The organism is Vibrio sp. MMG023, assembly GCF_021654215.1.
GTDB lineage: Bacteria > Pseudomonadota > Gammaproteobacteria > Enterobacterales > Vibrionaceae > Vibrio > Vibrio jasicida.
In genome coordinates, this window is sequence record NZ_JAKFZP010000001.1 from 157,586 (window position 1) to 178,267 (window position 20,682).

The following is a 20,682-nucleotide window of genomic DNA, read 5'->3' on the forward strand; positions in this document are numbered from 1 at the left end:
TTTTATTCGGGTTACATTAATTTTGTTTAAGTTACGAAAGTAAAGGTTTAAATACGGGTTAAAAAGTGCTCCTACCCCTTTAGGGTAGTTTAATTCCGTAATTGATTTACATCATGTATTAATTTTCTTTCACAATTAACAATGCAGACAGTTAAGAACCTAACCCTTAGGAAGTACAATGAGCAAGTTGAAGCTAGTAGTCGTCGGTAACGGTATGGTAGGCCACCGTTACATCGAAGACTTAGTCGAGAAAACCGATGTCTCTAATATGGATATCACGGTTTTTTGTGAAGAACCTCGTGTCGCATACGACCGTGTGCACCTTTCCTCTTACTTTTCTCACCATACTGCAGATGAACTTTCTTTAGTAAAAGAAGGCTTCTACGAGAAACACGGCATCAATATGTTGATCGGCGAGCGCGCGATTAACATCAACCGTGAAAACCGTATTGTTTATTCAAGCACAGGTCGTGAAATCAAATACGACAAGCTGATTCTTGCTACTGGCTCATTCCCATTTGTACCACCTATCAAAGGTCATGAAAGCAAAGACTGTTTTGTTTACCGCACTATCGAAGATCTAAAAGCGATCGAAGCGTGTGCGAAGAAAAGCAAATCTGGTGTGGTTATCGGTGGTGGTCTTCTAGGCCTTGAAGCTGCAGGCGCGTTAAAAGCTCTGGGTGTGGAAACTCACGTGGTTGAGTTCGCACCAAAACTGATGGCTGAGCAACTTGACCTTGCTGGTGGTAATCAGCTTCGTCAAAAAATCGAGCGTATGGGCGTGAACGTTCACACCAGCAAAAACACGCTTGAGATTGCAGCAGAAGGGGAAAGCGCACGCAACGTTATGCGTTTCGCTGACGGCACTGAACTAGAAACAGACTTCATTGTATTTTCGGCAGGTATCCGACCTCAAGACAAACTGGCTCGTCAGATGGACCTAGACGTTGCGCCACGTGGTGGTATTGCCATTAACGACTACTGCCAAACGTCTGATGAAAACATCTACGCTATCGGTGAGTGCGCATCTTGGAACGAAATGTTCTACGGTCTTGTGGCTCCTGGCTACAAGATGGCGACGGTTGCAGTGGATCACCTACTTGGAAACACGGAAAGCAAGTTCGAAGGCGCTGACATGTCTGCGAAGCTAAAACTGCTTGGTGTGAAAGTTGGTTCTATCGGTGATGCGAACGGTCGCACTGAAGGCTGTAAGAGTTACGTTTACCAAAACGAAGAACAAGAAGTTTACAAACGTCTTATCGTATCGGAAGACAACAAGAAACTGCTAGGTGCAGTAATGGTTGGCGATACGTCTGACTATGGTGATCTTCTACAGCTTATGCTGAACGAAATCGACCTACCAGAACACCCAGATGCGTTGATCCTACCAGCACACGCAGGGGCTGAAAAACCTTCTTTGGGTGCAGACGCATTGCCGGAGAGCGCGGTTATTTGTTCATGTTTCGACGTGACAAAAGGCAAGATCGCACAAGCAGTTGCTGATGGTCACCACACATTGGGCGACATCAAAGCCGTGACTGGCGCAGGTACGGGCTGTGGCGGCTGTATCCCTCTAGTAACGTCTGTTCTCAATGCTGAGCTTGCTAAATCTGGTATCGAAGTGAAGAACGACGTGTGTGAGCACTTTGCATACTCGCGCCAAGAGTTGTTCCACCTAATCCGTATCGAAGAGATCAAAACGTTTGATGAGCTTCTAGAGAAATACGGTAAAGGTTATGGCTGTGAAGTTTGTAAACCACTGGCTGGTTCAATCTTGGCTTCTTGTTGGGGTGAGCACATTCTTAAGCCACAACTGGTTAAGCTGCACGACACGAACGATAACTTCCTAGGTAACATCCAAAAAGACGGTACTTATTCAGTAATCCCACGTATGGCAGGTGGTGAAGTAACGCCTCAAGCTTTGGGCGTGCTTGCCGCTGTTGCAGAAGAATACAGCTTATACACCAAAGTCACTGGTGCACAGCGTATTGGTCTGTTTGGTGCGCAAAAAGATGATCTTCCAGAAATCTGGCGCAAGCTTATCGATGCTGGTTTTGAAACGGGTCAAGCGTACGCCAAAGCACTTCGTATGGCGAAGACATGTGTTGGTTCTACTTGGTGTCGTTACGGTGTTCAAGATTCTGTTGGTCTAGGTTCTTACATCGAGAATCGTTACAAAGGCATTCGTACCCCTCATAAGATGAAGTTCGGTGTTTCTGGCTGTACTCGTGAGTGTGCGGAAGCACAAGGTAAAGACCTTGGCATTATCGCGACTGACGCCGGCTGGAACATGTACGTATGTGGTAACGGCGGTATGAAACCTCGTCATGCAGACCTACTAGCGAGCGACTTAGACAAAGAGACTCTGATCAAGTACATCGACCGTTTCATGATGTTCTACATCCGTACTGCTGCGCCACTACAACGTACATCAGTTTGGATGGAAAACATGGAAGGTGGCGTTGACTACCTACGCGAAGTGATTGTTAACGACAAACTTGGCATTAATGCTCAGCTAGAAACTGATGTTGCGAAACTGGTCGATGAGTACGAGTGTGAGTGGACTGCAACCATCAATGATGAATCACAGCTGACTCGTTTTGCACACTTCGTTAACTCAGATAAACGCGATGACAATGTTGTGTTTGTACAAGAACGCGAACAGCACCGCCCAGCAACCTTCACGGAGAAGCACCCTGAAGCGAAAGGCGACATCCTACACGTAGCGATTACAGAAGCATAAGAGAAGGTTGATTATGTCATTTGAAAAGATTTGCCAAATCAGCGACATCGTACCGGGCACAGGTGTTTGTGCACTGGTTGATGGTCAACAAGTAGCGGTATTCCGTCCAACTGAAGCGGAAGAAGTGCTAGCGATTAGCAACACAGACCCTTTTTTCCAATCAAACGTGCTCTCTCGCGGTTTGATCTGTGAGCACCAAGGCGAGCTTTGGGTGGCAAGCCCACTTAAGAAACAACGCTTTAACCTGAAAACAGGTGCGTGCATGGAAGATGAACACTTTAGCGTGAAAGCGTACAAAACGCGTGTAACAAAAGGCAAAGTCGAAATCTCAGCATAAGAGCTTGGTTAAATTCCCTCCTCTTCGGGGGAGGGAATGAACCGAAATCTAGATTCAATAGGTAAAGGCTTTTCGATGTTCACCTTCGGGGGACAAGGAAGCAAGGTGTTACTGAGTTAACGGGAAGCCTTTCTCTATTCAATCTTTAATTTTTAACTTTCAACTTTTGAATAAGGACACATTCATGTCTACAGACTTTAAACCTGCTGAATTCGTACAAACCATGATTAACGTGGGTGAAGCGAAAACAAACACCAGCACTCGCGATTTGCTACTTCGCGGCACAATGGCAGGTATTATCCTGTCACTTGCGGTCGTTGTTGCGATTACGACTATCGTTCAAACTGGCGTTGGTATTGTAGGTGCACTTGTCTTCCCTGTTGGTTTCGTGATTCTAAGTGTGATGGGTTACGACCTCGTTACTGGCGTATTCGGTCTTGCTCCTTTAGCTAAGTTTGCAAACCGTCCAGGCATCACTTGGGGCCGCATCTTCCGTTGTTGGGGTCTTGTCGGTTTGGGTAACCTTATCGGTTCTCTAATTGTTGCTTACCTAGTTGCTATCTCTCTAACAGGTAACTTCTCTCTAGAACTGAACGCAGTAGCGAAGAAGTTTGTCGCTGTTTCTACCGCGCGTAGCCTTGGTTTTGAAAACATGGGGATGGACGGATGGATCACGTGTTTTGTACGCGGCATCTTCTGTAACCTAATGGTGTGTCTAGGCGTTATCGGCAACATGACAGCACGTTCAGTGTCTGGTCGCGTAGCAATGATGTGGTTCCCAATCTTCATCTTCTTCGCACTAGTATTTGAGCACACAGTAGTAAACATGTTCCTATTCCCACTAGGTATGATCCTAGGTGCTGATTTTGGTATCGCGACTTGGTTGAACTTCAACCTTATCCCAACCATCCTAGGTAACATTGTTGGTGGTCTAGTGATGACTTGTATTCCACTGTACCTAACTCACGCAAAAACTGCGCCTTCTATCAATGCTGAAGAAGAAGTAAAAGCACAGCCTGCAATGGCTAAATAACCATTCACTGGTAACACACTTAATCTGGTCCCGCTTCTGGATGGGCGGGACCATTCTCCAACCTGGATTTCAATTTTTAACTTTCGCTTTCGCGACATATTTATTGGTTTAGCTATAAAAAGTAATAACTCCTTAGAGTGGTTTTAACCCTAAGTGCATAACGCGAGTGTTACTCTTTATATCTAAATTTTTCGATAGGCGTTGATATGACTACTGCTCACTCATCTTTAAACAGCGGCTTTGTTTCTCTTGTTGGTGCCGGTCCAGGTGATCCTGATTTGCTCACCGTAAAAGGCTTAAAAGCCATTCAAGCGGCTGAAGTTGTGGTTTACGACCGATTGGTGTCGAAAGACATTCTGGAATTGGCTCACGCATCAGCAGAGATGATCTACGTAGGCAAAAAATTGGACTTTCACTGCGTACCTCAAGATCAAATCAACCAAATCTTGGTGCAGAAAGCGCAAGAAGGTAAACGCGTTGTGCGTCTAAAGGGCGGTGATTCATTTATCTTTGGCCGTGGTGGTGAAGAGTTAGAAGAACTAGCGGAATTTGGTATCAAATACGAAGTGGTTCCGGGTATCACAGCAGCAGCGGGTGCAACGGCTTATGCCGGTATTCCATTAACGCACCGTGACCATGCACAAAGCGTACAGTTCATCACGGGTCATGTACAAAAAGATGGGCGCGAAATTGAATGGCGTTCTCTAGCACAATCCAATAACACACTTGTGTTCTACATGGGTTTGAAGCAAAGCGGCCACATTATGGATAAGCTGATCACTCACGGGTTAGATCCTGAGATGTCATGCGCCATTATTGAAAACGGTACGCGCCCAGAGCAGCGCGTGTTCCAAGGAAAGTTGAATGAGCTATCGAGCATGGCAGAGCAAGCCGTGAGCCCGGCATTGATTGTGGTTGGTAGCGTTACTCAGCTGCACAACAAATTGGATTGGTTCGGCAAGTAACCGAAGACCTAATCTTAAGAATTAAATCGCGCAAGGACTGCGTTTCTGCTGCATCTCTCTTTTACGCATTGGCATTTCATCAATCAGATTGTTGATGAACTGCCAATCGGTTTGCGCTCCCCAGCGGTGTTTCTCTTCACCATCTTTACCTAATAGAATCGCCGTGTGTTGGCCTTGTTTCACTTCGTAAAGTTTGGCTAGCATCTTAAGGTCAAACTCTTCTTTCAACCAAGACGGCTCTGTATACCCATCTTCTGCAATGACGAGCGTTATCACGTCTCTGTCTTCAAGTTCACACTCATTCATTAAAGCCTCTAGCAAAAACTGTTTCACATGATTGTCGTTTTCTGGCGCAAAATATAAGACGCTGCGGTGTGGCCAATATTGAGAGTGAGCAGGGTAACCAAACGCGGCACTTGATATGAGGCATGAAAGCAACAGGGCAATAGTAGGCTTGTTCATGGTTTCCCTCCTTGAAACGCGAAACTCCGATTATCAGGTTATACGATAAGTTTAGTGGAATTAGTTCATTGTGCTTTGGCGCAAGTTCGCTTAGGGTATGGCACAAACAAATAAGGCATAGAACTTGATGAATTCGGAAAGCAAACAAAAGATCGCCATCTTGGTTGATGTGCAGAATGTGTATTACACCTGCCGCGAAGCGTACCGCAGCAATTTTGATTACAACCAGTTTTGGTATGTTGCGACACAAGGGAAAGAAGTGGCGAGTGCAAAAGCTTATGCGATTGCGAGTAATGACCCGAAGCAGCGTCAATTTCATCATATCCTGCGTGGTGTAGGCTTCGAAGTCATGCTTAAACCGTTTATTCAGCGACGTGACGGTAGTGCAAAAGGCGATTGGGATGTGGGTATTACACTTGATGCCATCGAAGTAGCACAAGACGTAGATGAAGTCGTATTGGTCTCTGGTGATGGTGACTTTTGCTTGCTGGTTGAGCGAATTCAGCAGCGCTTCAATAAGAGGGTCACAGTGTATGGCGTACCTAGGCTTACGTCTCAAACCTTGATCGATTGTGCCGATAACTTCGTCGCTATCGATGAAGACTTTCTTCTCTAATCTCGCCTAGCTGTATAGCTTCGAGAATCAAAGAAAGGGCGAGTCACTTCAGGCTGTACGCAAACGTACAATGACTCGCCCCTTATTTCTGATTCAGATGATTTACGAAGGAATGATCATTTGTCCTAGTAAGTAACCCAAACAACACGCACCAATCACGCCGATTAAACCCACAGACATGAATGAGTGGTTGAAGTACCACTTACCAATCTTAGTTGTACCTGAGGTATCGAAGTTCACAGTTGCGATATCCGAAGGGTAGTTTGGAATAAAGAAGTAGCCGTAAACCGCTGGCATCAAGCCGATAAGCAGTGCTGGCTCCAAACCTAGACCTAAACCGACTGGCAACATCATACGCGCTGTCGCTGCTTGAGAGTTCACCACAACCGATACGATGAATAGTGCAAGCGCGAAGGTCCAAGGGTAGCTAGTTACCATCTCTACGATGCCGGATTTAAATTGAGGCATTGCGTATTGGAAGTAGGTGTCTGACATCCATGCGATACCGAAGATCGCAATTGCCGCCACCATACCGGATTTGAAGACCACGCCGTTTGGAACATCACGTGGATCGGTTTTTGTCGCAAGCAGAATGATACCGCCGAAGCAGAGCATCATCATTTGGATAACCACCGCCATACTGATTGGTTTGCCGCCGTCGACAATAGTTCGAACTTCCGGCCACATAGCAATCACTACAATCACGAGAATCGATAGAATGAATAGCAATACTGAATTACGTGCGCTTACGGGCAATATTTCATCGAGCGAAGTTGCGGTTGTATTCAGGATCTTGTCTCTCCAAACCGGATCTTTTAGACGTTCTTGGTACTCTTCATCGTCTTCTAACTCTTTACCGCGTTTTAAGCTGTATAGAGACATCAACAACGTACCGAATAAGGTTGCTGGCACGGTAACGAGCAAAATAGAAAGTAGGGTGATCTCGTGTTGGATATCAGACAATTGCGCAAGGTAGTAAACCACTGCTGCTGAAATTGGTGACGCAGTAATAGCGATTTGAGAAGCAACCGATGCCGCTGCCATTGGACGCTCAGGACGAATGCCGTTTTTAAGCGCAACGTCGCCAATGATTGGCATGATAGAGTAAACCGCGTGACCAGTACCAAGTAGGAAGGTCATAAAGTAAGTCACGAACGGCGCAATAAGAGTGACGCGTTTAGGATTCTTACGTAATACGCGTTCTGCCACCTGCAACATGTATTTTAAGCCACCTGCGGCTTCAAGAATGGAGGCACAAGTAACCACCGCGAGGATGATCAGCATTACGGTCACTGGCGGAGACGTTGGAGGCATCTTGAAAATGAAAACCTCAATGACCAAACCAATACCAGAAACGACACCAAGACCAATGCCGCCATACCGTGAGCCGATATACAGCATCACGAGCAAAAATAGAAACTCAAGATACAACATGTTTAATTTCCTTATTAGAAACAGGGACTTCTATTGTTTCGATATTGAAGGAAAAAATACTTAGCCTTGTTCACATTCCGTTTTATAAGAAACAGCAATGTCCAATAATTGGGAATAACTCACGCTGAGCCGTGTCAGTGTTAATAGCGGTTTGAAAGGGTGTTGAAGGAATGTTTGAATCGTCGTCAGCTAAGGTTACAGCGGTCCATTTTGGTGCAAGGATTTTCAGTGGTTTTGAGCGCTTTTTGGCCTAGATGATAATTTAAACGATAGGCGTTAGATTTTCAGGCGACTTACATGCCAAGTTAACCTTGGTTAAAATAAAAAAAGCCGCGTTATGCGGCTTTTCTTTTATGCTTCGTCAGTTGTTTGAGCTTCTTCACTCACTTGCGAAGTTTGCTCAGCTGCTTTTTCTTCAGCTTCCATCTTCGCACGCTCTGCTTTTGAGATGTAGCGAGGCTTGTTGCTCTTATGAAGCTTTGCATTTTGTTTTTTCAACTTCGCTTTTAAGATCGAGTTGATTTTCTTCTTGCGGTTCATGGTGTTGGTCCTTTAATTTAGCGGGGCAGGATAGTGATTTTTCCACCAAGTTACAAGCCTAATGGATTCCTTATGAAAACACTTATTACAGAACGCCTGACACTTCGTCTTGTTAGTGTAGAAGATGCGCCGTTTATTTTAGAACTCTACAATCAGCCTGACTTTTATCGCTTCGTCGGTGACAAGCAAATTCGCACCTTGGAAGAAGCAAAACGCTACATTCAAGACAACATGTTAAGGATGCAAGAACTCAAGGGCGTCAGTTTGCTGGTGGTAGAAACCAATCATGATAAACAACCTATAGGTATTTGTGGTTTGGTCAAACGCGACACATTAACGGCGTTTGATATTGGTTACGGTTATCTACCTAGCGCTTATGGCAAAGGTTACGCAAAAGAAGCAGCGAGTGTCGTGGTCGATTTTGCTCGGGACGAGATGAACATAGAAAACTTGGTCGCCATCACCAATAATGACAATAATCGTAGTATAAGTTTGCTAGAAAAATTGGGTTTTCAGTTTGAACGTATTGAGCAGACTTACGATAATGGCCGAACTTTACAACTCTACACCATGACGCTGTAATCAAAGGGTGAACAATGAGCGACATTTTACTGGGCAAACTCGCCACTGAATTTAAAACCGTTAAAGCTATGGTTGAGGTCTATTGCAAAGATCACCATGGTACGAAAGGTGAGTTGTGTACAGAATGTCGTGAATTATTAGAATATGCAGAAGTACGCCTTGATCGTTGTCCTTACGGAGAAGACAAGCCAACATGCAACAAATGTCCGATTCACTGTTACAAGCCAGAGCCTAAAGAACAAATGCGTTTAGTGATGCGTTATTCAGGGCCGAGAATGTTGCTTAAACACCCAATCTTGGCAATTCGACACTTGATGCATGAGAAACGCGAGGTGCCTGAAAAACCTGCTGCCAATGCGTCGAATCGCCACAAACGGATGAGTGAAGAGCGCGAGGGTAAGAAATCCTAGCCAACATAAGAATTAAGAAGTTGTCACTACCGTTAAATTCTTAATCCAATACTTTTGCGTGTATCTGCGGTAACACAATGCTAGTTTCACCACCTCTTCGGCGATCATGAGCGCATAAACGTATTTGAATTCCCAACCTAGTGCAAACGCAGCAACCGCACACAAAGGTAGGCCTGTCATCCACATCGCGATAAAGTCCATGCGTAAGCAAAAGACGTTATCGCCACCCGCACGAATAATACCGTTGATGATGATCATATTAAGCATGCGTAGCCAAATCGCACTGCATAAAATCACAACCGCAGGCGCTGCAAGTGGGTAAAGCTCAGGGTTGTCTAAGTTCAAAGCAGCAATGATTAATTCTCGGTTTAGTAGCAGTAACGCACCAATCGAAATACCAAACACAAAAACCGCTTTAATGAAGAAGCTTGCCATGTACTGAGCTTGTTCAAAAGCATCACGCCCTAACGACTGGCCAATCATCACAGAACACGCGACCGATATACCAAAGAAGATGGAATAACATAGCGACTCAAACGGGCCTAACATGCTGAATACCGCCAGTTCTGTCGTGCCCATGTGACCAAAAATCATTTGATACACCATGGTGCCAATAGCCCAAAGTAGCGCACCTAAGGTCATTGGCAGAGCTAAGCGACGGTAAGAGAGCCACAGCGAAGGACGCTCAGAACCTTCTTTCACTTCCAATAACCAATGCTTACGCCAACGCATGTAACCAACCATTGCCAGCACTTGGAACAGGCGAGAAATCGTTGTCGCCAAAGCCGCACCTGCAACGCCCATTGCTGGTACACCGAAACCACCTTTGATGAGCCAGAAGTTAAGTGCGATATTGAGAACAATCGTCACCGCCCCCAAAAGTAAAGGAGTGACGGTGTCACCAGAAGAGCGCATGCTCGCTTCTAAAACAATGATGATATGAGTGAGTAACAGAACAGGAAATGCATACCAAAGGTAAGTGGAGCCGAGTTCGATGACTTGCGTATCGTTGGTTTGTAGACGCATGATAAGTTCGCTACCGACTGTGATTATCAGGGTAACAGGAATCAAGACTTTTAAACCAAATCGAATCGCTATACCAGTAACGGTTTTGGCGCTTACCGCGTCTTCACGTCCCCAATATTGAGCAACGAGTGTGCCGTTTGCCGATGCTAAACCCGCCATGATCATAATCGCGACAAAATGCCATTTTGACGCGATTCCCACAGCTGCGGTTGCTTCTTTACCAAAGTCACTAACCATGAGAACATCAGCCAAGGCGAGAATAGCCACCAACGCACTCTGGATCGCGACAGGGAAACCCAAGCGGATGATCTGCTTAAGTAGCCCGCTAGATAAAGAGTTGTCGCTGTTTTTGATGCCAATGTTGTTCGTCATAGTTACTCCTCGAAATTTGTGAGGAATATAAAGCCAATAGGGACAGAAATACATGTGCGAAAAACCACAAAACCTGTGCGAATCCGTCATCGAACAATTTGCCATCAAAACAGAGTGGCACGACGATGTGCATTTAGCTCCTGCATGTAAAGAACGATTCCTGACTCTAACTGAAATCCCCGAATGGAAACGAGCTGATATCTTTATGGCGGGGCTGGCTGAACTGCGCGATGGTTACCATGTCGAGCGAGACAAAGTGGGCGTTCATACCTTGCTGTTTACCATTGAAGGTGGCGGTGTTTTGATTACACCGGGTTTCGTTAAAGAAATTGAGCCTTATACGCTGACTATTTTGCCCGTAGATACGTGTTTTCGATTTGAAATGAATCCAAGCAAAGGAATCTGGAAGATGGTTTGGCTTCTGCCACAAAATACCGAGGCTTGGCAGCATCTCTCTGACTTGGGGCAAACCGTGGTGCCGTTTATGGGCTCTGAGCAGGTATGGTCATTGATGACCTTACTCTACAACGAAATAGGGGGACGAACGGGGTTTCGTCAGCTGTTGATCAGTGAAGTGCAACGATTGGTAAAAAGTGTTGAAACCCCAATCAGTACGTCGCTGTCGCGCGTTCAAACACTCTTTAACGAAGTTGAAGGTCAGTTACACTTGCCGTGGACCATTGCCGAAATGGCCAAGCAGTGTTTTATCAGTGAAGAGCAGTTCAATCGTTTATCTAAACAGCTTTTCAATATGAGTCCGAGAAGCAAGTTAATTGAGCTTCGTATGCACAAGGCCGCTGACTTATTGCAGTATCCAGCTTGGTCAGTCGCTATGATTGCCAACCGATTGGGTTATCGCGATCCTTACAACTTCACTCATCGATTTAAAAAGTTCTACGGCACTTCGCCAACACGTTATCGCAAGAGGCTACTGGAGAATCAAAACCAATGAGTCGTTTTGATTTCTAATGATCACCTAATGATCGATAAAGTAGAGAATTCAGAAACACAAAAACGAGGGCATTGACCCTCGTTTTTGCTTGTCTTTAGGGAGAGGTTTGAATTACAAACCTGCAGCCATTTGATGCTTTGATTTTGTTGCAGCGATGAGCATGTAGATGCAAGTCGCAAGCAAAGCTGCAAATAGATAGCCCAACAAGCCGTGCATTTGGCCCATGAACTTATCAGCAACTACAGGACCAGCAACTGAGCCGATGCTGTAGCTAAACAACATCACTTGTGTTGCGGATACAATGAAACGTTCTTCTAAACCTTCACAACCCAAGTTGATTGCAATTGGATACAGTGCAAATGTTGCCATTCCCAATAGGAACAGCGCTACTGCTAGAACCACCGCTGAGGTAGAAACAAACGTCAAACCAATAGAGAAAATACCCAAAATACAGAAGAACGCCATCAAGACTGTACGAGCCATGTATTTGTTTAATGTGGTCACCATAGGTTGAACCAACATGCCGCCAAGGATGACAAGTGCCATTAGGGTACCAATATCTTGGTGACTAATTTTACGGTTTGCTAGCTCTACAGGCATTAAACCGTAGATTGCACCCAAGGTTAAGCCAGAAACAATACAACCAATGATTGCAGCGTGGCTTAGCTTAGAAATTTGTTTAAACGATAGTGCGGTTGATTCGTGGCTGTTTGGTTGTTCACAATCGATGAACAGCAATACTAGCATTGCCATTAGGATCAACGTTGTGATTGCGATAAAAGGTACACCGCCGCTTACACCAAGGATACCAATACCGAACTGACCAAGTGCAGAACCACCGTACAAAGAAAGCATGTACAGGCTTAAACGTTTCGCACGAGACGATTCATCACCAGACATCAGCCATGATTCAACAATCACAAACACGCCAGCGACCGCCATACCTGCGATAAAGCGGGCAACAAGCCACACCATACCGTTTGGAAGAATAGGCATTGCCATAATCGTTAAAGAAAAGGTCGCCAAACATCCAACAAACGCTTTGCGGTGCCCAACGGATCGCACGACACGCTCAAAGAAAATCGCACCAACTAATAGGCCGCCATAGAACACACTCGCCAACCAACTCGCGTAATCAGCAGAGATGTTGTACTCACCAAGCATGAGGGGAATCAAGCTCATCAAATAGCCTGATGCCACTGCATAAAGAGACAGTGCTACGACCGGAACTGTGACTCGTGGTGATGCTGCGGGAACGACTGTGTTTTCCAATGTTTTGCGCCTATTAGTTAAGTAAATTTAAGGGGTTATTCGGCGCGAATATGAGGCTAATTAATAGGCAAGTAAAACGATATATTTCAGTCGTTTCGATAAAAGATATTTATCGATATTCTATGAAGAAATGCTGCATAAAAACGCCAGCCTGTAAACGAGGCTGGCGAAGTGGATTATTTACTAAGTGCTTGATTTAACCACTGATCGAATTCAGTTTTCGGTAGTGCTCCGTTGATCATGTCAACGCGCTGGCCATTCTTGAAAACCATAATGGTTGGGATGCTACGAATACCAAATTGAGCGGCAAGCTGCTGTTGCGCTTCGGTATCAATCTTGACAAAACGAGCGTTTCCGGTCTGTTCTTGTGCCACATCCGAGAAAACAGGCGCAAAACCAACACATGGATTGCACCACGGTGCCCAAAAATCCACCACAACTGGCGTGTTACTTTCTAGCAGCGCCGAGAAGTTATCGACAGTACCTTCTATCGGTGCACCATCAAACAGGGCGTTTTTGCATTTACCGCAACTTGCAGCTTCTGCAACTCGCTCATTAGGGACACGATTTAAACCGCCACAAGACGGGCAACGAGTTTTAAACGATGACATGACTTCTTCCTTTATGACAACTTGATGAAAACATGACTTACCAGTCAGCCTCATAATTTGTATACTTATTTTTTAGCCTGCCGAATTATAAGACGGCAAGTCTGTATTTGGACCCGAACAGGTTCTAAGAAATTTCATTAAAATACAACAATAAATAGGTCTGCGATGACAAATTACTACGCTGAAATTACCGGTTGGGGAAAATGTCTTCCACCAGCCACGCTCTCTAACGATGACCTTAGCACTTTCCTTGAAACTTCAGATGAATGGATTCGCACCCGTACTGGTATTGAAAACCGTCGCATCAGCCACGTAAACACGTCTGACATGGCAACGGTAGCCGCGCAACACGCGATGGCTCGTGCAGGTGTAGAAGCGAGTGACATCGACCTGATCATTGTTGCGACATGCTCTCCTGACTCTCTTATTCCAAACATTGCTTCTAAGGTTCAGCAAAACCTTGGTATTCGCTCTGCTGCTGCATTCGATTTAAACGCGGCATGTACTGGGTTCGTATACGGCCTTGAAACAGGCACACGTTTGATTCAATCGGGCAACTACCGAAACGCAATCATTATTGGTGCTGAGCGTCTTTCTTTTTACATTGACTGGGCAATGCGTGACACTGCTGTGTTGTTCGGCGATGGTGCCGGGGCAGTTGTTCTGACCCGTACAGAGCAAGAAACAGGTCTACTGCAATCGCAAATTGGTTGTGATGCAAAAGGGCGCGACATCCTTTCCGTGCCTAAGTTTGGTACATGCATGGATCGCTTTGCGGAAGACAACGGTTACTGGGACTTCAACTTTGTAGGTCAAGAGATCTTCAAACGCGCCGTAAAAGGCATGGGTCTAGCGGCGAAAACAGTTTTGAAAGCTTCAGAACTAACCACAGATCAAATCGACGTGGTAATCCCGCACCAAGCAAACATCCGTATCATCCAAACACTGTGTGATCTTTCTGGTATCCCGCAAGAAAAAGCGTTTGTGAACATCCAAAACTACGGCAACACTTCGGCAGCGACGGTGCCAATCGCATTATGTGAAGCGCTAGAACAAGGCCGTGTTAAGCCAGGTAACAACATGCTATTAGCAGCGTTCGGTGCTGGCCTAACATGGGGTGCTGCGGTGCTGAAGTGGGGTGACCGCGTAACGCCAATTGCAGAAAGCGACGCTGTGTTACCTGAAAGTGACAAGTCTGCACTTGAGTTACTAGAGCGTGCTATTAAGCTTTGTAACGCACGCCCACGTGGTGAAGACGCATAACTAGCGCTCGCGGTTAACTGGTCAAAACAAGCAATAAGCGAAAGGGAGCACAAGGCTCCCTTTTTTGTACCTATTTCTTCGCAGGCGTTAAGACATAAAACCAAGATTTGATGAAGAGAAGCTTCGAATGTTTGGGAACACATAATCTAACGCTGCATTGTCACCAATCCCCATCCATTGTGCGAGTGTAGCGCCAACTTGGTCCGCTGCTATTTTCGGAATCAAACGACCTTTGGAATAGTCATCTTCGCCCCCTAAGACCAGCTCAGGCCAAGTTCCAATAGGTTGGGAACCTTTTACGGCTCCGCCAATTAATAACTGATGCCCGCCCCAGCCATGGTCGGTACCGTTACCATTATTTGTCATTCTTCGCCCAAAGTCAGACATCGTAAATGTCGTGACATTGTCACTCAATCCCAAGCGTTCGATAGCTCGATACATAGCAAAGAGGTTTGTGGCGAGATCGCCAAGTAATGCAGGGTGCTTAGACAGCTGTGAATCATGGACGTCATAACCGGTGTGCTTAACAAAGAAGACTTGGCGCTGTTGATTCAACACTCCTTGGCTCGCAATCAATTTATAGACCGTCTGCATTTGTTTCCCCAATGTACTGGAGGTAAACAGAGGGGCGTTATCGACATCATTTAACTGTTGAGATAAAACACCGCTCATGGTCATCGACTCATCTACCATGAGATTGAAATGGCCACTGAATGGATTGTTTGTCGGTGTCGATTGAAGTTGGTCGTAAATCTCTTTGTATAAAGGATTGCCCAAGGCACTTAGCTGTACTGCTCGGTCTTTTTTCAATACCGTTTGACGTTGTTCTAATCCTCGCAGCCAAAGTGAATCACCATGCACGCTATAAAGAGGCGTTATTTCAGAAGAAGGGCTCATTACATCCAACATTCTGCCTGCCCAGCCAAGGTTGGTAAATTCGTCCATGCCACCGCGCAACCAAGAGTTTGTTTGAGAATTATGTGAGAACAGTTGGTTTGGTAACGGGACATCACCAGATTCGATCGCCTGTTTCGTCATTGGTTGTTCTAGAATTCCGCTATTGAGCACGACGGTGGCGTCACCGTTATCAAACATCTCAGATAGTCGTGCAAGTTTAGGGTGCATTCCTAAAGGGACGGTATTACCTTGGTTGTCTTTTGCATTGAGGCCAATCGGAATGATCGTATTTTTAGCGACAGACAGTTTGCCTCTGACATTCGCATATTGGTCATAATGAAAATCAGACAATGGCAATATGGTGTTAATCGCATCATTACCACCCGCTAAATAAACACAGATTAACGCTCGAAAATCGTTGTTTGGTGAGGCAAGTGTGTAACCTGGTAGCCCAACCGTTGCCAATGCACCAAGAGAAGCGGTTCCTTTGATAAAGTTTCGACGTGAAGTGTCCATAATTCGCTCCTAATCTTGAATATAAAATTCATTGCCAGATACCGCAGTGAATATCACCAAGGCAAGTTTGGTTTTGGGTACATAGTTGGTTTGATAGTTGTCGAGGACATCGAGCATTACTTGCTTCAATCCAGTAGACGCTGTGTTAGCAAAGAAACGCGCATCAATCGCGTCTACTAGCGCGGGGTGGTTGTCTAACAAGCTGTAGAGCTCGTCCATATCAAGCGTATAAGTGGCGCCGGATTCTTTGCGTACGCTATAGAGCATAAAATTGACCAGTTCACTGTAGACAGACCAGTCAAACAGTTCATATTCGGGTGAGACCATACCTGTAAAGACGAAATCCGATGAAGGTTGGTAATTGGGAGAATAAAAGTTGAATACAGAAGGAGAACGCAAAGGTCCTTGGTTTGCAATGTTCATTAATGTCACTGCGCCATCGTATCGCGTGGCGGTTAGGGTGAACCCCGCAGCGCGATGAAAATTAGTAAGTACGAGGATTGGTTCTTTGACTTTCATGGGGCGATGAGCGGTTAAACCTTTGGCTTCGTCATCGAGCAAAACGGCTTTGATCACGGCATTCAAGTCGCCTTTCACTCCTTTACCATTGTTGTTAAACACCGAGGCGACTCTTGCGATGTATTCTGGCGTTGGGTTGGAAGTCACAAATCGTTGAATCAACAACTTAGACACAAATGGCGCAATGTTGTCGTGCGCCATCAAGAGATCAACAACTCGATTTAGTTCTTCCTCTGCTGTCAATCCGGCTGGGATGATGGTGCCCAATACCGTTTTTTCGCCCGTATCGTGACGGCCGTTAATGGCGCGCATTGGCTTCACAAACAAAGTATCTGACTTGTTCCAACCTGTAAGGGCACGAGCCAATTCTTGTATGTCTGCTTGCGAATATGTTGCAAGCGGTTGTCCGGTTTCTTGGTCAAATCTAACACTACCATCAAGGTTGAGTTGGTATAACCCAATAGTGAAAAGCTGCATCAATTCGCGAGCAAAGTTTTCATCAGGTAGGGCGCCTGTCACGGTATTTTCTTTTGCACTGCCCATCATTGAGAGATAGTTGCCCATCACTGGATGTTTCGCCGTATGTAAAAGCAAATCTCGATAGTTGCCAAATGCATGCTCAACCAACAAATCGTAATAATTGATTAAACCATCGGGTTTGCTAGAAAGAATTCCTCCATAGCGGGACACGACCAAAATTTGACTAAGTGCGTATGCCATTCGCTGTCTCAACTGATCATCCGCGGTGAGAACGGTTTGATACCACGCATTTTCTCGATTAGCTTGCGCACCTTTGCTAAACGACGTGGAGTAAAGAGCGCTGTGAAAAGTGGGAGGCAAAAGAATTTGTTCTGTAATCCAATCTTGGTAACTGCTTCGCTTAACCTGTTCGATTAACTGAGGTGTTGGACCAAATGTGGTTTGATAGATAAAGCGGGCATCGGCTAAATCTGGGTCATCTTCATCAGCTGAAACCGGACCAACAAAGAAGAGCAGCATTGCGACAAAGCCAAGCACCCAACAAGAAATTTCGTTTTGTTTCTGACGTCTCATAGTTAACTCGCTTACCCAAAGGAACGACTTAAATCCATTTAACGGGAGTCATGAAGCTCGAAATGAGCTAATTAATAAATTTAGTGAAATCAAGCAGCTGCAAGACGGATTATAGACGGTAAAAATCACTATCAAAGCTATCAATTACAGAAAATAGTCTGGCAAGGTCTTAATTTAAGATAATAAAAAACGGATAAGTGACTGAATAGTATTGCTACCAATCCGTTGTGATCGAACTCAAATAAAATGTGAAACTTTTTTGAATACGTAGAAATATTGGACGGGGTCACATGTCAGAAATTACGTCTGACTTCATACTGATATAACAGTTAGTTTGATGATTGTGAGCTTTTAAGACAATTAGATCTATAAAAAACATGCCAGAGTGATTACTTTACTGATCGATTTATTAATTAAGTTGCATAAAGCGTGAATGAGCTCACGATTGTACATAAATTGCACAAACAAATGCGATCAGTAACTAACATTTACCGGGTCGATAAGTTCGACACGGTTCAATCCGCAGCTAGTAAAGAGGAGAGGTAATAGCTGCACCATAAATGTTGGATAGGAGAGCACACATGGAAGCTCGCAAAACTATGCTCGCTGTTGTTATTGCATCTACGGTCGCTGCGTGTGGCAGTGATGACAATGATGAGAGCGCCAGTCAAACGTACACACTTAATGGTACCGTCGTAGATGGGTACATCTATAACGCTTTAGTCTGGATGGACATCGATAGAGATGGTGAGCCAGACGCTGATGAACCTCAGGCAAACACTGGTCTTGATGGTACATATTCATTTCAAATTTCAGAAGCACAAAAGGACGCCTTAGTGGGTGTGCCGATTTTGGCTCAGTTAACGAACGACTCTGTCGATGTCGGGACTGAACCCCCAACTACGATGGAAGAGTTAGAGCAGAAAATCGCTGTCAATGAAGCAGAGAAAGTCTTTGAAGATGCTGAAGATGGGCACGCCATTGTTCTTGGGATGCCACCTTTAACACAAGCCGACTTTGATGATCTTGAAGACGGTGAACTCGATGGTCAGGTCATCAACCCTTTTACTACCCAAGTTCATGAAGAGCTGACATCTCGAGTAAGCGCCGTTCTGGAAGATCAAAACCTCGATGAGTTGAGTGATGAGGAAATAGCAGCGCTGCTTGTTTCGCTTGGGAGCCTGGTGAACCAAGCAATTGACGATGCAGTCGACGAGTTAAAAGAAGAGCTCGAAGATAGCACCTTGACCGATGAAGAACTTAAAGACCGTTTGATGGGGGATTTTATCGCTGAAGGCGACACAGGCGAAATTCTCGAACTAGCTGAAAGTAAAGTCGACGAGCGCGTATCGGATGAGCGAGTTGCCGAAGAGTTAGAAGATGAATACCCCGACGGTAAGGTGACCCATTACTCGTATACAGACAGTTACTACGGTACACCGGACAACATGGATATCTCATTAGACTTCACGGTCGAAGGCAGTGAAACGGAGATCGTCGATGAAACCGCGAACACATTGACCTATCAAGCCACGGCTACAGAGTATTATCAACGAGCCGGCGTAAAAACGGTGTTCAGTACGTTTACAGAGGAAGCGGTGCAGAACCTCGATGACGGTACTTTCACGGCCAAGATAACGTTTAAAGCAGACTTGAACTTCGATGGCGAGTTTGATTTTACGAGCCATGTATATGATGTCGGTGTCGCAGATGAGCGGGAGACTCGCGGTCAGTGGGAATTTACCCGTTACGTTGATGAATCCAATCCTGCCGATTCTGGTGGTGACAGTGTCACTACGGATAACCCAGAGCGAGAGTTAAGCTACAGCACGGTTGATTTGTTCGCAGAAGCCATCATGGCGGGTGAAATGTCCGGTGTGGACCTGTTGCAGACCATGGTTGAGGTGGAAGAAACAACGACTGAATACGATTACGAATCTCGTGAATTTAAAGAGTACGACCTAGACGCTGCAGTACCTCTAGAAGCGGCTACCTATGCGCAAGTTCGTGAACGATGGGACTATGTGGATGGTGGTAACAAAGAAGTCATCATGCATGATTGGGATGCAGACGGTTCAGTTAATGAAACGACAACAAGTATGAACAATGCCGATGGCTCCGAGTCATACACGAAAGCAGGTCCGGTTTGGAACTGGGATGGTTCAGTTAGCTTCGAATACCAAGTCAATTATTGGGAAGAATATACCTATACCAAGGGTGTCAACGACGACAGTCAGAAAATCGAAACGAGTGTCGGTGGCAAATATATTCTCGATGAAGCTAACGCGGTCAAGAAAGTTGATGAAAATGGCGATGGTATGATGTTCAACCGTTGGGACGAAGTGAAAACCTATTGGTCAGAGACAGATATTCGTACTCATGTTGAATGGCAACACTTTGCAATTGAAAGGTATGACTACACCTTTAATGATGGTGGACAAAAATACAGCACTCTAATCAACGACAATTACACCGGTTATCCTGAGTACGTTGGTCCTTATATTGAAGACTTAGGCGAACTGGTCGACGGTTGGATCGAAGAAGGACTGTCCAAACAAGCGATATGGTTGCGAGTCATTGGTGAGTCTATACGTGGCGTGAGTCGCAGTGAGGGTTACGATTACTGCGAGGTCAATGCGACTGGTGCATCAGTCAATGCCGCTTTGTTGGCGACAGAGCTGACAAACTGTGGTGGCCTTCAACCATTAACGGCGGATGACGTTGTCGATTCAAGGCTGACGAGACGCAAAGGAAACGGAGTCGAAGTTCGTTTCTGGGACATCTATGAAGGTGGTATGGCCGATCGCGAGACTTGGAAAGCCGAAGGTAATACTGAAAACCTCGGTTGGGATTGGAGTATCACCTCAGAAGGTTACTTAAGGTTAAGCAAAGGAGACGATTTTGTCCGTTTGATTGCGCCTTACTTCAAAGGTGAATATGGCGCTGCAGTTATTATCTTTGACAAATATGCAGATACGAGTATGAACGAGATGTGGAGTACGTATTTTGTTGATACTGTGGATTTATACATACCACCGCAACCTGAGTAAAAAAGCCAAGTTGCTAGTAGTATCGATAA

Annotated in this window: 18 protein-coding genes; 10 read left to right on the top strand and 8 right to left on the bottom strand. The window is 45.3% G+C overall.

Annotated elements, in window-relative coordinates; translation table 11 throughout:
- The first annotated feature begins 178 nt into the window (after nt 1-178).
- The 4 genes from nirB to cobA all read left to right on the top strand — a co-directional run bounded on the left by nirB (nt 179) and on the right by cobA (nt 5,078).
- Nucleotides 179-2,743: a nitrite reductase large subunit NirB gene (gene nirB, locus L1076_RS00660; RefSeq protein WP_054755335.1), complete on the top strand. Its 2,565-nt coding sequence runs from the start codon at nt 179-181 to the stop codon at nt 2,741-2,743.
- Between the two features lie 13 nt (nt 2,744-2,756).
- On the top strand, nt 2,757-3,080 hold the full coding sequence (nirD, locus tag L1076_RS00665; protein WP_104036538.1) for a nitrite reductase small subunit NirD: 324 nt from the start codon (nt 2,757-2,759) through the stop codon (nt 3,078-3,080).
- Between the two features lie 184 nt (nt 3,081-3,264).
- Entirely contained in the window at nt 3,265-4,113 is an 849-nt protein-coding gene (locus L1076_RS00670) for a formate/nitrite transporter family protein (RefSeq protein WP_038865796.1), read from the top strand.
- 206 nt (nt 4,114-4,319) lie between these two features.
- On the top strand, nt 4,320-5,078 hold the full coding sequence (gene cobA, locus L1076_RS00675; RefSeq protein WP_045405384.1) for a uroporphyrinogen-III C-methyltransferase: 759 nt from the start codon (nt 4,320-4,322) through the stop codon (nt 5,076-5,078).
- Between the two features lie 21 nt (nt 5,079-5,099).
- Here cobA and L1076_RS00680 read toward each other — a convergent pair whose 3' ends face one another.
- On the bottom strand, nt 5,100-5,540 hold the full coding sequence (locus L1076_RS00680; protein ID WP_054755334.1) for a DUF4174 domain-containing protein: 441 nt from the start codon (nt 5,538-5,540) through the stop codon (nt 5,100-5,102).
- Nucleotides 5,541-5,667: 127 nt separating this feature from the next.
- Here L1076_RS00680 and L1076_RS00685 point away from each other — a divergent pair, with 127 nt between their 5' ends.
- Nucleotides 5,668-6,156, top strand: a complete 489-nt coding sequence (locus tag L1076_RS00685) for an NYN domain-containing protein (protein WP_038865790.1) — start codon at nt 5,668-5,670, stop codon at nt 6,154-6,156.
- A gap of 102 nt (nt 6,157-6,258) precedes the next feature.
- Here the strand turns inward: L1076_RS00685 and L1076_RS00690 are convergent, their stop codons facing one another.
- Together L1076_RS00690 and L1076_RS00695 are read right to left on the bottom strand one after the other, a co-directional pair.
- Nucleotides 6,259-7,590 (bottom strand): anaerobic C4-dicarboxylate transporter, encoded by a 1,332-nt coding sequence (locus L1076_RS00690; RefSeq protein ID WP_038877310.1) that lies wholly within the window; start codon nt 7,588-7,590, stop codon nt 6,259-6,261.
- Nucleotides 7,591-7,941: 351 nt separating this feature from the next.
- Entirely contained in the window at nt 7,942-8,130 is a 189-nt protein-coding gene (locus tag L1076_RS00695) for a DUF2986 domain-containing protein (RefSeq protein ID WP_020196844.1), read from the bottom strand.
- Nucleotides 8,131-8,202: 72 nt separating this feature from the next.
- Here L1076_RS00695 and L1076_RS00700 point away from each other — a divergent pair, with 72 nt between their 5' ends.
- Nucleotides 8,203-8,712 carry a GNAT family N-acetyltransferase gene (locus L1076_RS00700; RefSeq protein WP_237302928.1) on the top strand — a complete coding sequence of 170 codons (510 nt, stop codon included), beginning with the start codon at nt 8,203-8,205 and terminating at the stop codon, nt 8,710-8,712.
- 14 nt (nt 8,713-8,726) lie between these two features.
- Nucleotides 8,727-9,122, top strand: a complete 396-nt coding sequence (locus tag L1076_RS00705; RefSeq protein ID WP_237302929.1) for a nitrous oxide-stimulated promoter family protein — start codon at nt 8,727-8,729, stop codon at nt 9,120-9,122.
- Nucleotides 9,123-9,134: 12 nt separating this feature from the next.
- Here L1076_RS00705 and L1076_RS00710 read toward each other — a convergent pair whose 3' ends face one another.
- Nucleotides 9,135-10,520 carry an MATE family efflux transporter gene (locus L1076_RS00710; protein WP_039976557.1) on the bottom strand — a complete coding sequence of 462 codons (1,386 nt, stop codon included), beginning with the start codon at nt 10,518-10,520 and terminating at the stop codon, nt 9,135-9,137.
- Between the two features lie 52 nt (nt 10,521-10,572).
- Here L1076_RS00710 and L1076_RS00715 point away from each other — a divergent pair, with 52 nt between their 5' ends.
- Nucleotides 10,573-11,472 (top strand): AraC family transcriptional regulator, encoded by a 900-nt coding sequence (locus L1076_RS00715; RefSeq protein WP_039976556.1) that lies wholly within the window; start codon nt 10,573-10,575, stop codon nt 11,470-11,472.
- 111 nt (nt 11,473-11,583) lie between these two features.
- Here the strand turns inward: L1076_RS00715 and L1076_RS00720 are convergent, their stop codons facing one another.
- Both L1076_RS00720 and trxC read right to left on the bottom strand, forming a co-directional pair.
- Nucleotides 11,584-12,744: an MFS transporter gene (locus tag L1076_RS00720; protein WP_042603343.1), complete on the bottom strand. Its 1,161-nt coding sequence runs from the start codon at nt 12,742-12,744 to the stop codon at nt 11,584-11,586.
- 176 nt (nt 12,745-12,920) lie between these two features.
- Entirely contained in the window at nt 12,921-13,355 is a 435-nt protein-coding gene (gene trxC / locus L1076_RS00725; RefSeq protein WP_042604241.1) for a thioredoxin TrxC, read from the bottom strand.
- Between the two features lie 165 nt (nt 13,356-13,520).
- On the opposite strand from trxC, the gene L1076_RS00730 reads away from it, so the two are divergent.
- On the top strand, nt 13,521-14,618 hold the full coding sequence (locus L1076_RS00730) for a ketoacyl-ACP synthase III (protein ID WP_061034720.1): 1,098 nt from the start codon (nt 13,521-13,523) through the stop codon (nt 14,616-14,618).
- Nucleotides 14,619-14,705: 87 nt separating this feature from the next.
- Here L1076_RS00730 and L1076_RS00735 read toward each other — a convergent pair whose 3' ends face one another.
- Nucleotides 14,706-16,031: a DUF1501 domain-containing protein gene (locus L1076_RS00735; protein WP_237302930.1), complete on the bottom strand. Its 1,326-nt coding sequence runs from the start codon at nt 16,029-16,031 to the stop codon at nt 14,706-14,708.
- A gap of 9 nt (nt 16,032-16,040) precedes the next feature.
- Nucleotides 16,041-17,603 carry a DUF1800 domain-containing protein gene (locus L1076_RS00740; protein WP_237302931.1) on the bottom strand — a complete coding sequence of 521 codons (1,563 nt, stop codon included), beginning with the start codon at nt 17,601-17,603 and terminating at the stop codon, nt 16,041-16,043.
- 581 nt (nt 17,604-18,184) lie between these two features.
- Between L1076_RS00740 and L1076_RS00745 the strand changes: the two genes are divergently transcribed.
- Entirely contained in the window at nt 18,185-20,653 is a 2,469-nt protein-coding gene (locus L1076_RS00745; protein ID WP_237302932.1) for a hypothetical protein, read from the top strand.
- Nucleotides 20,654-20,682 lie beyond the last annotated feature (29 nt).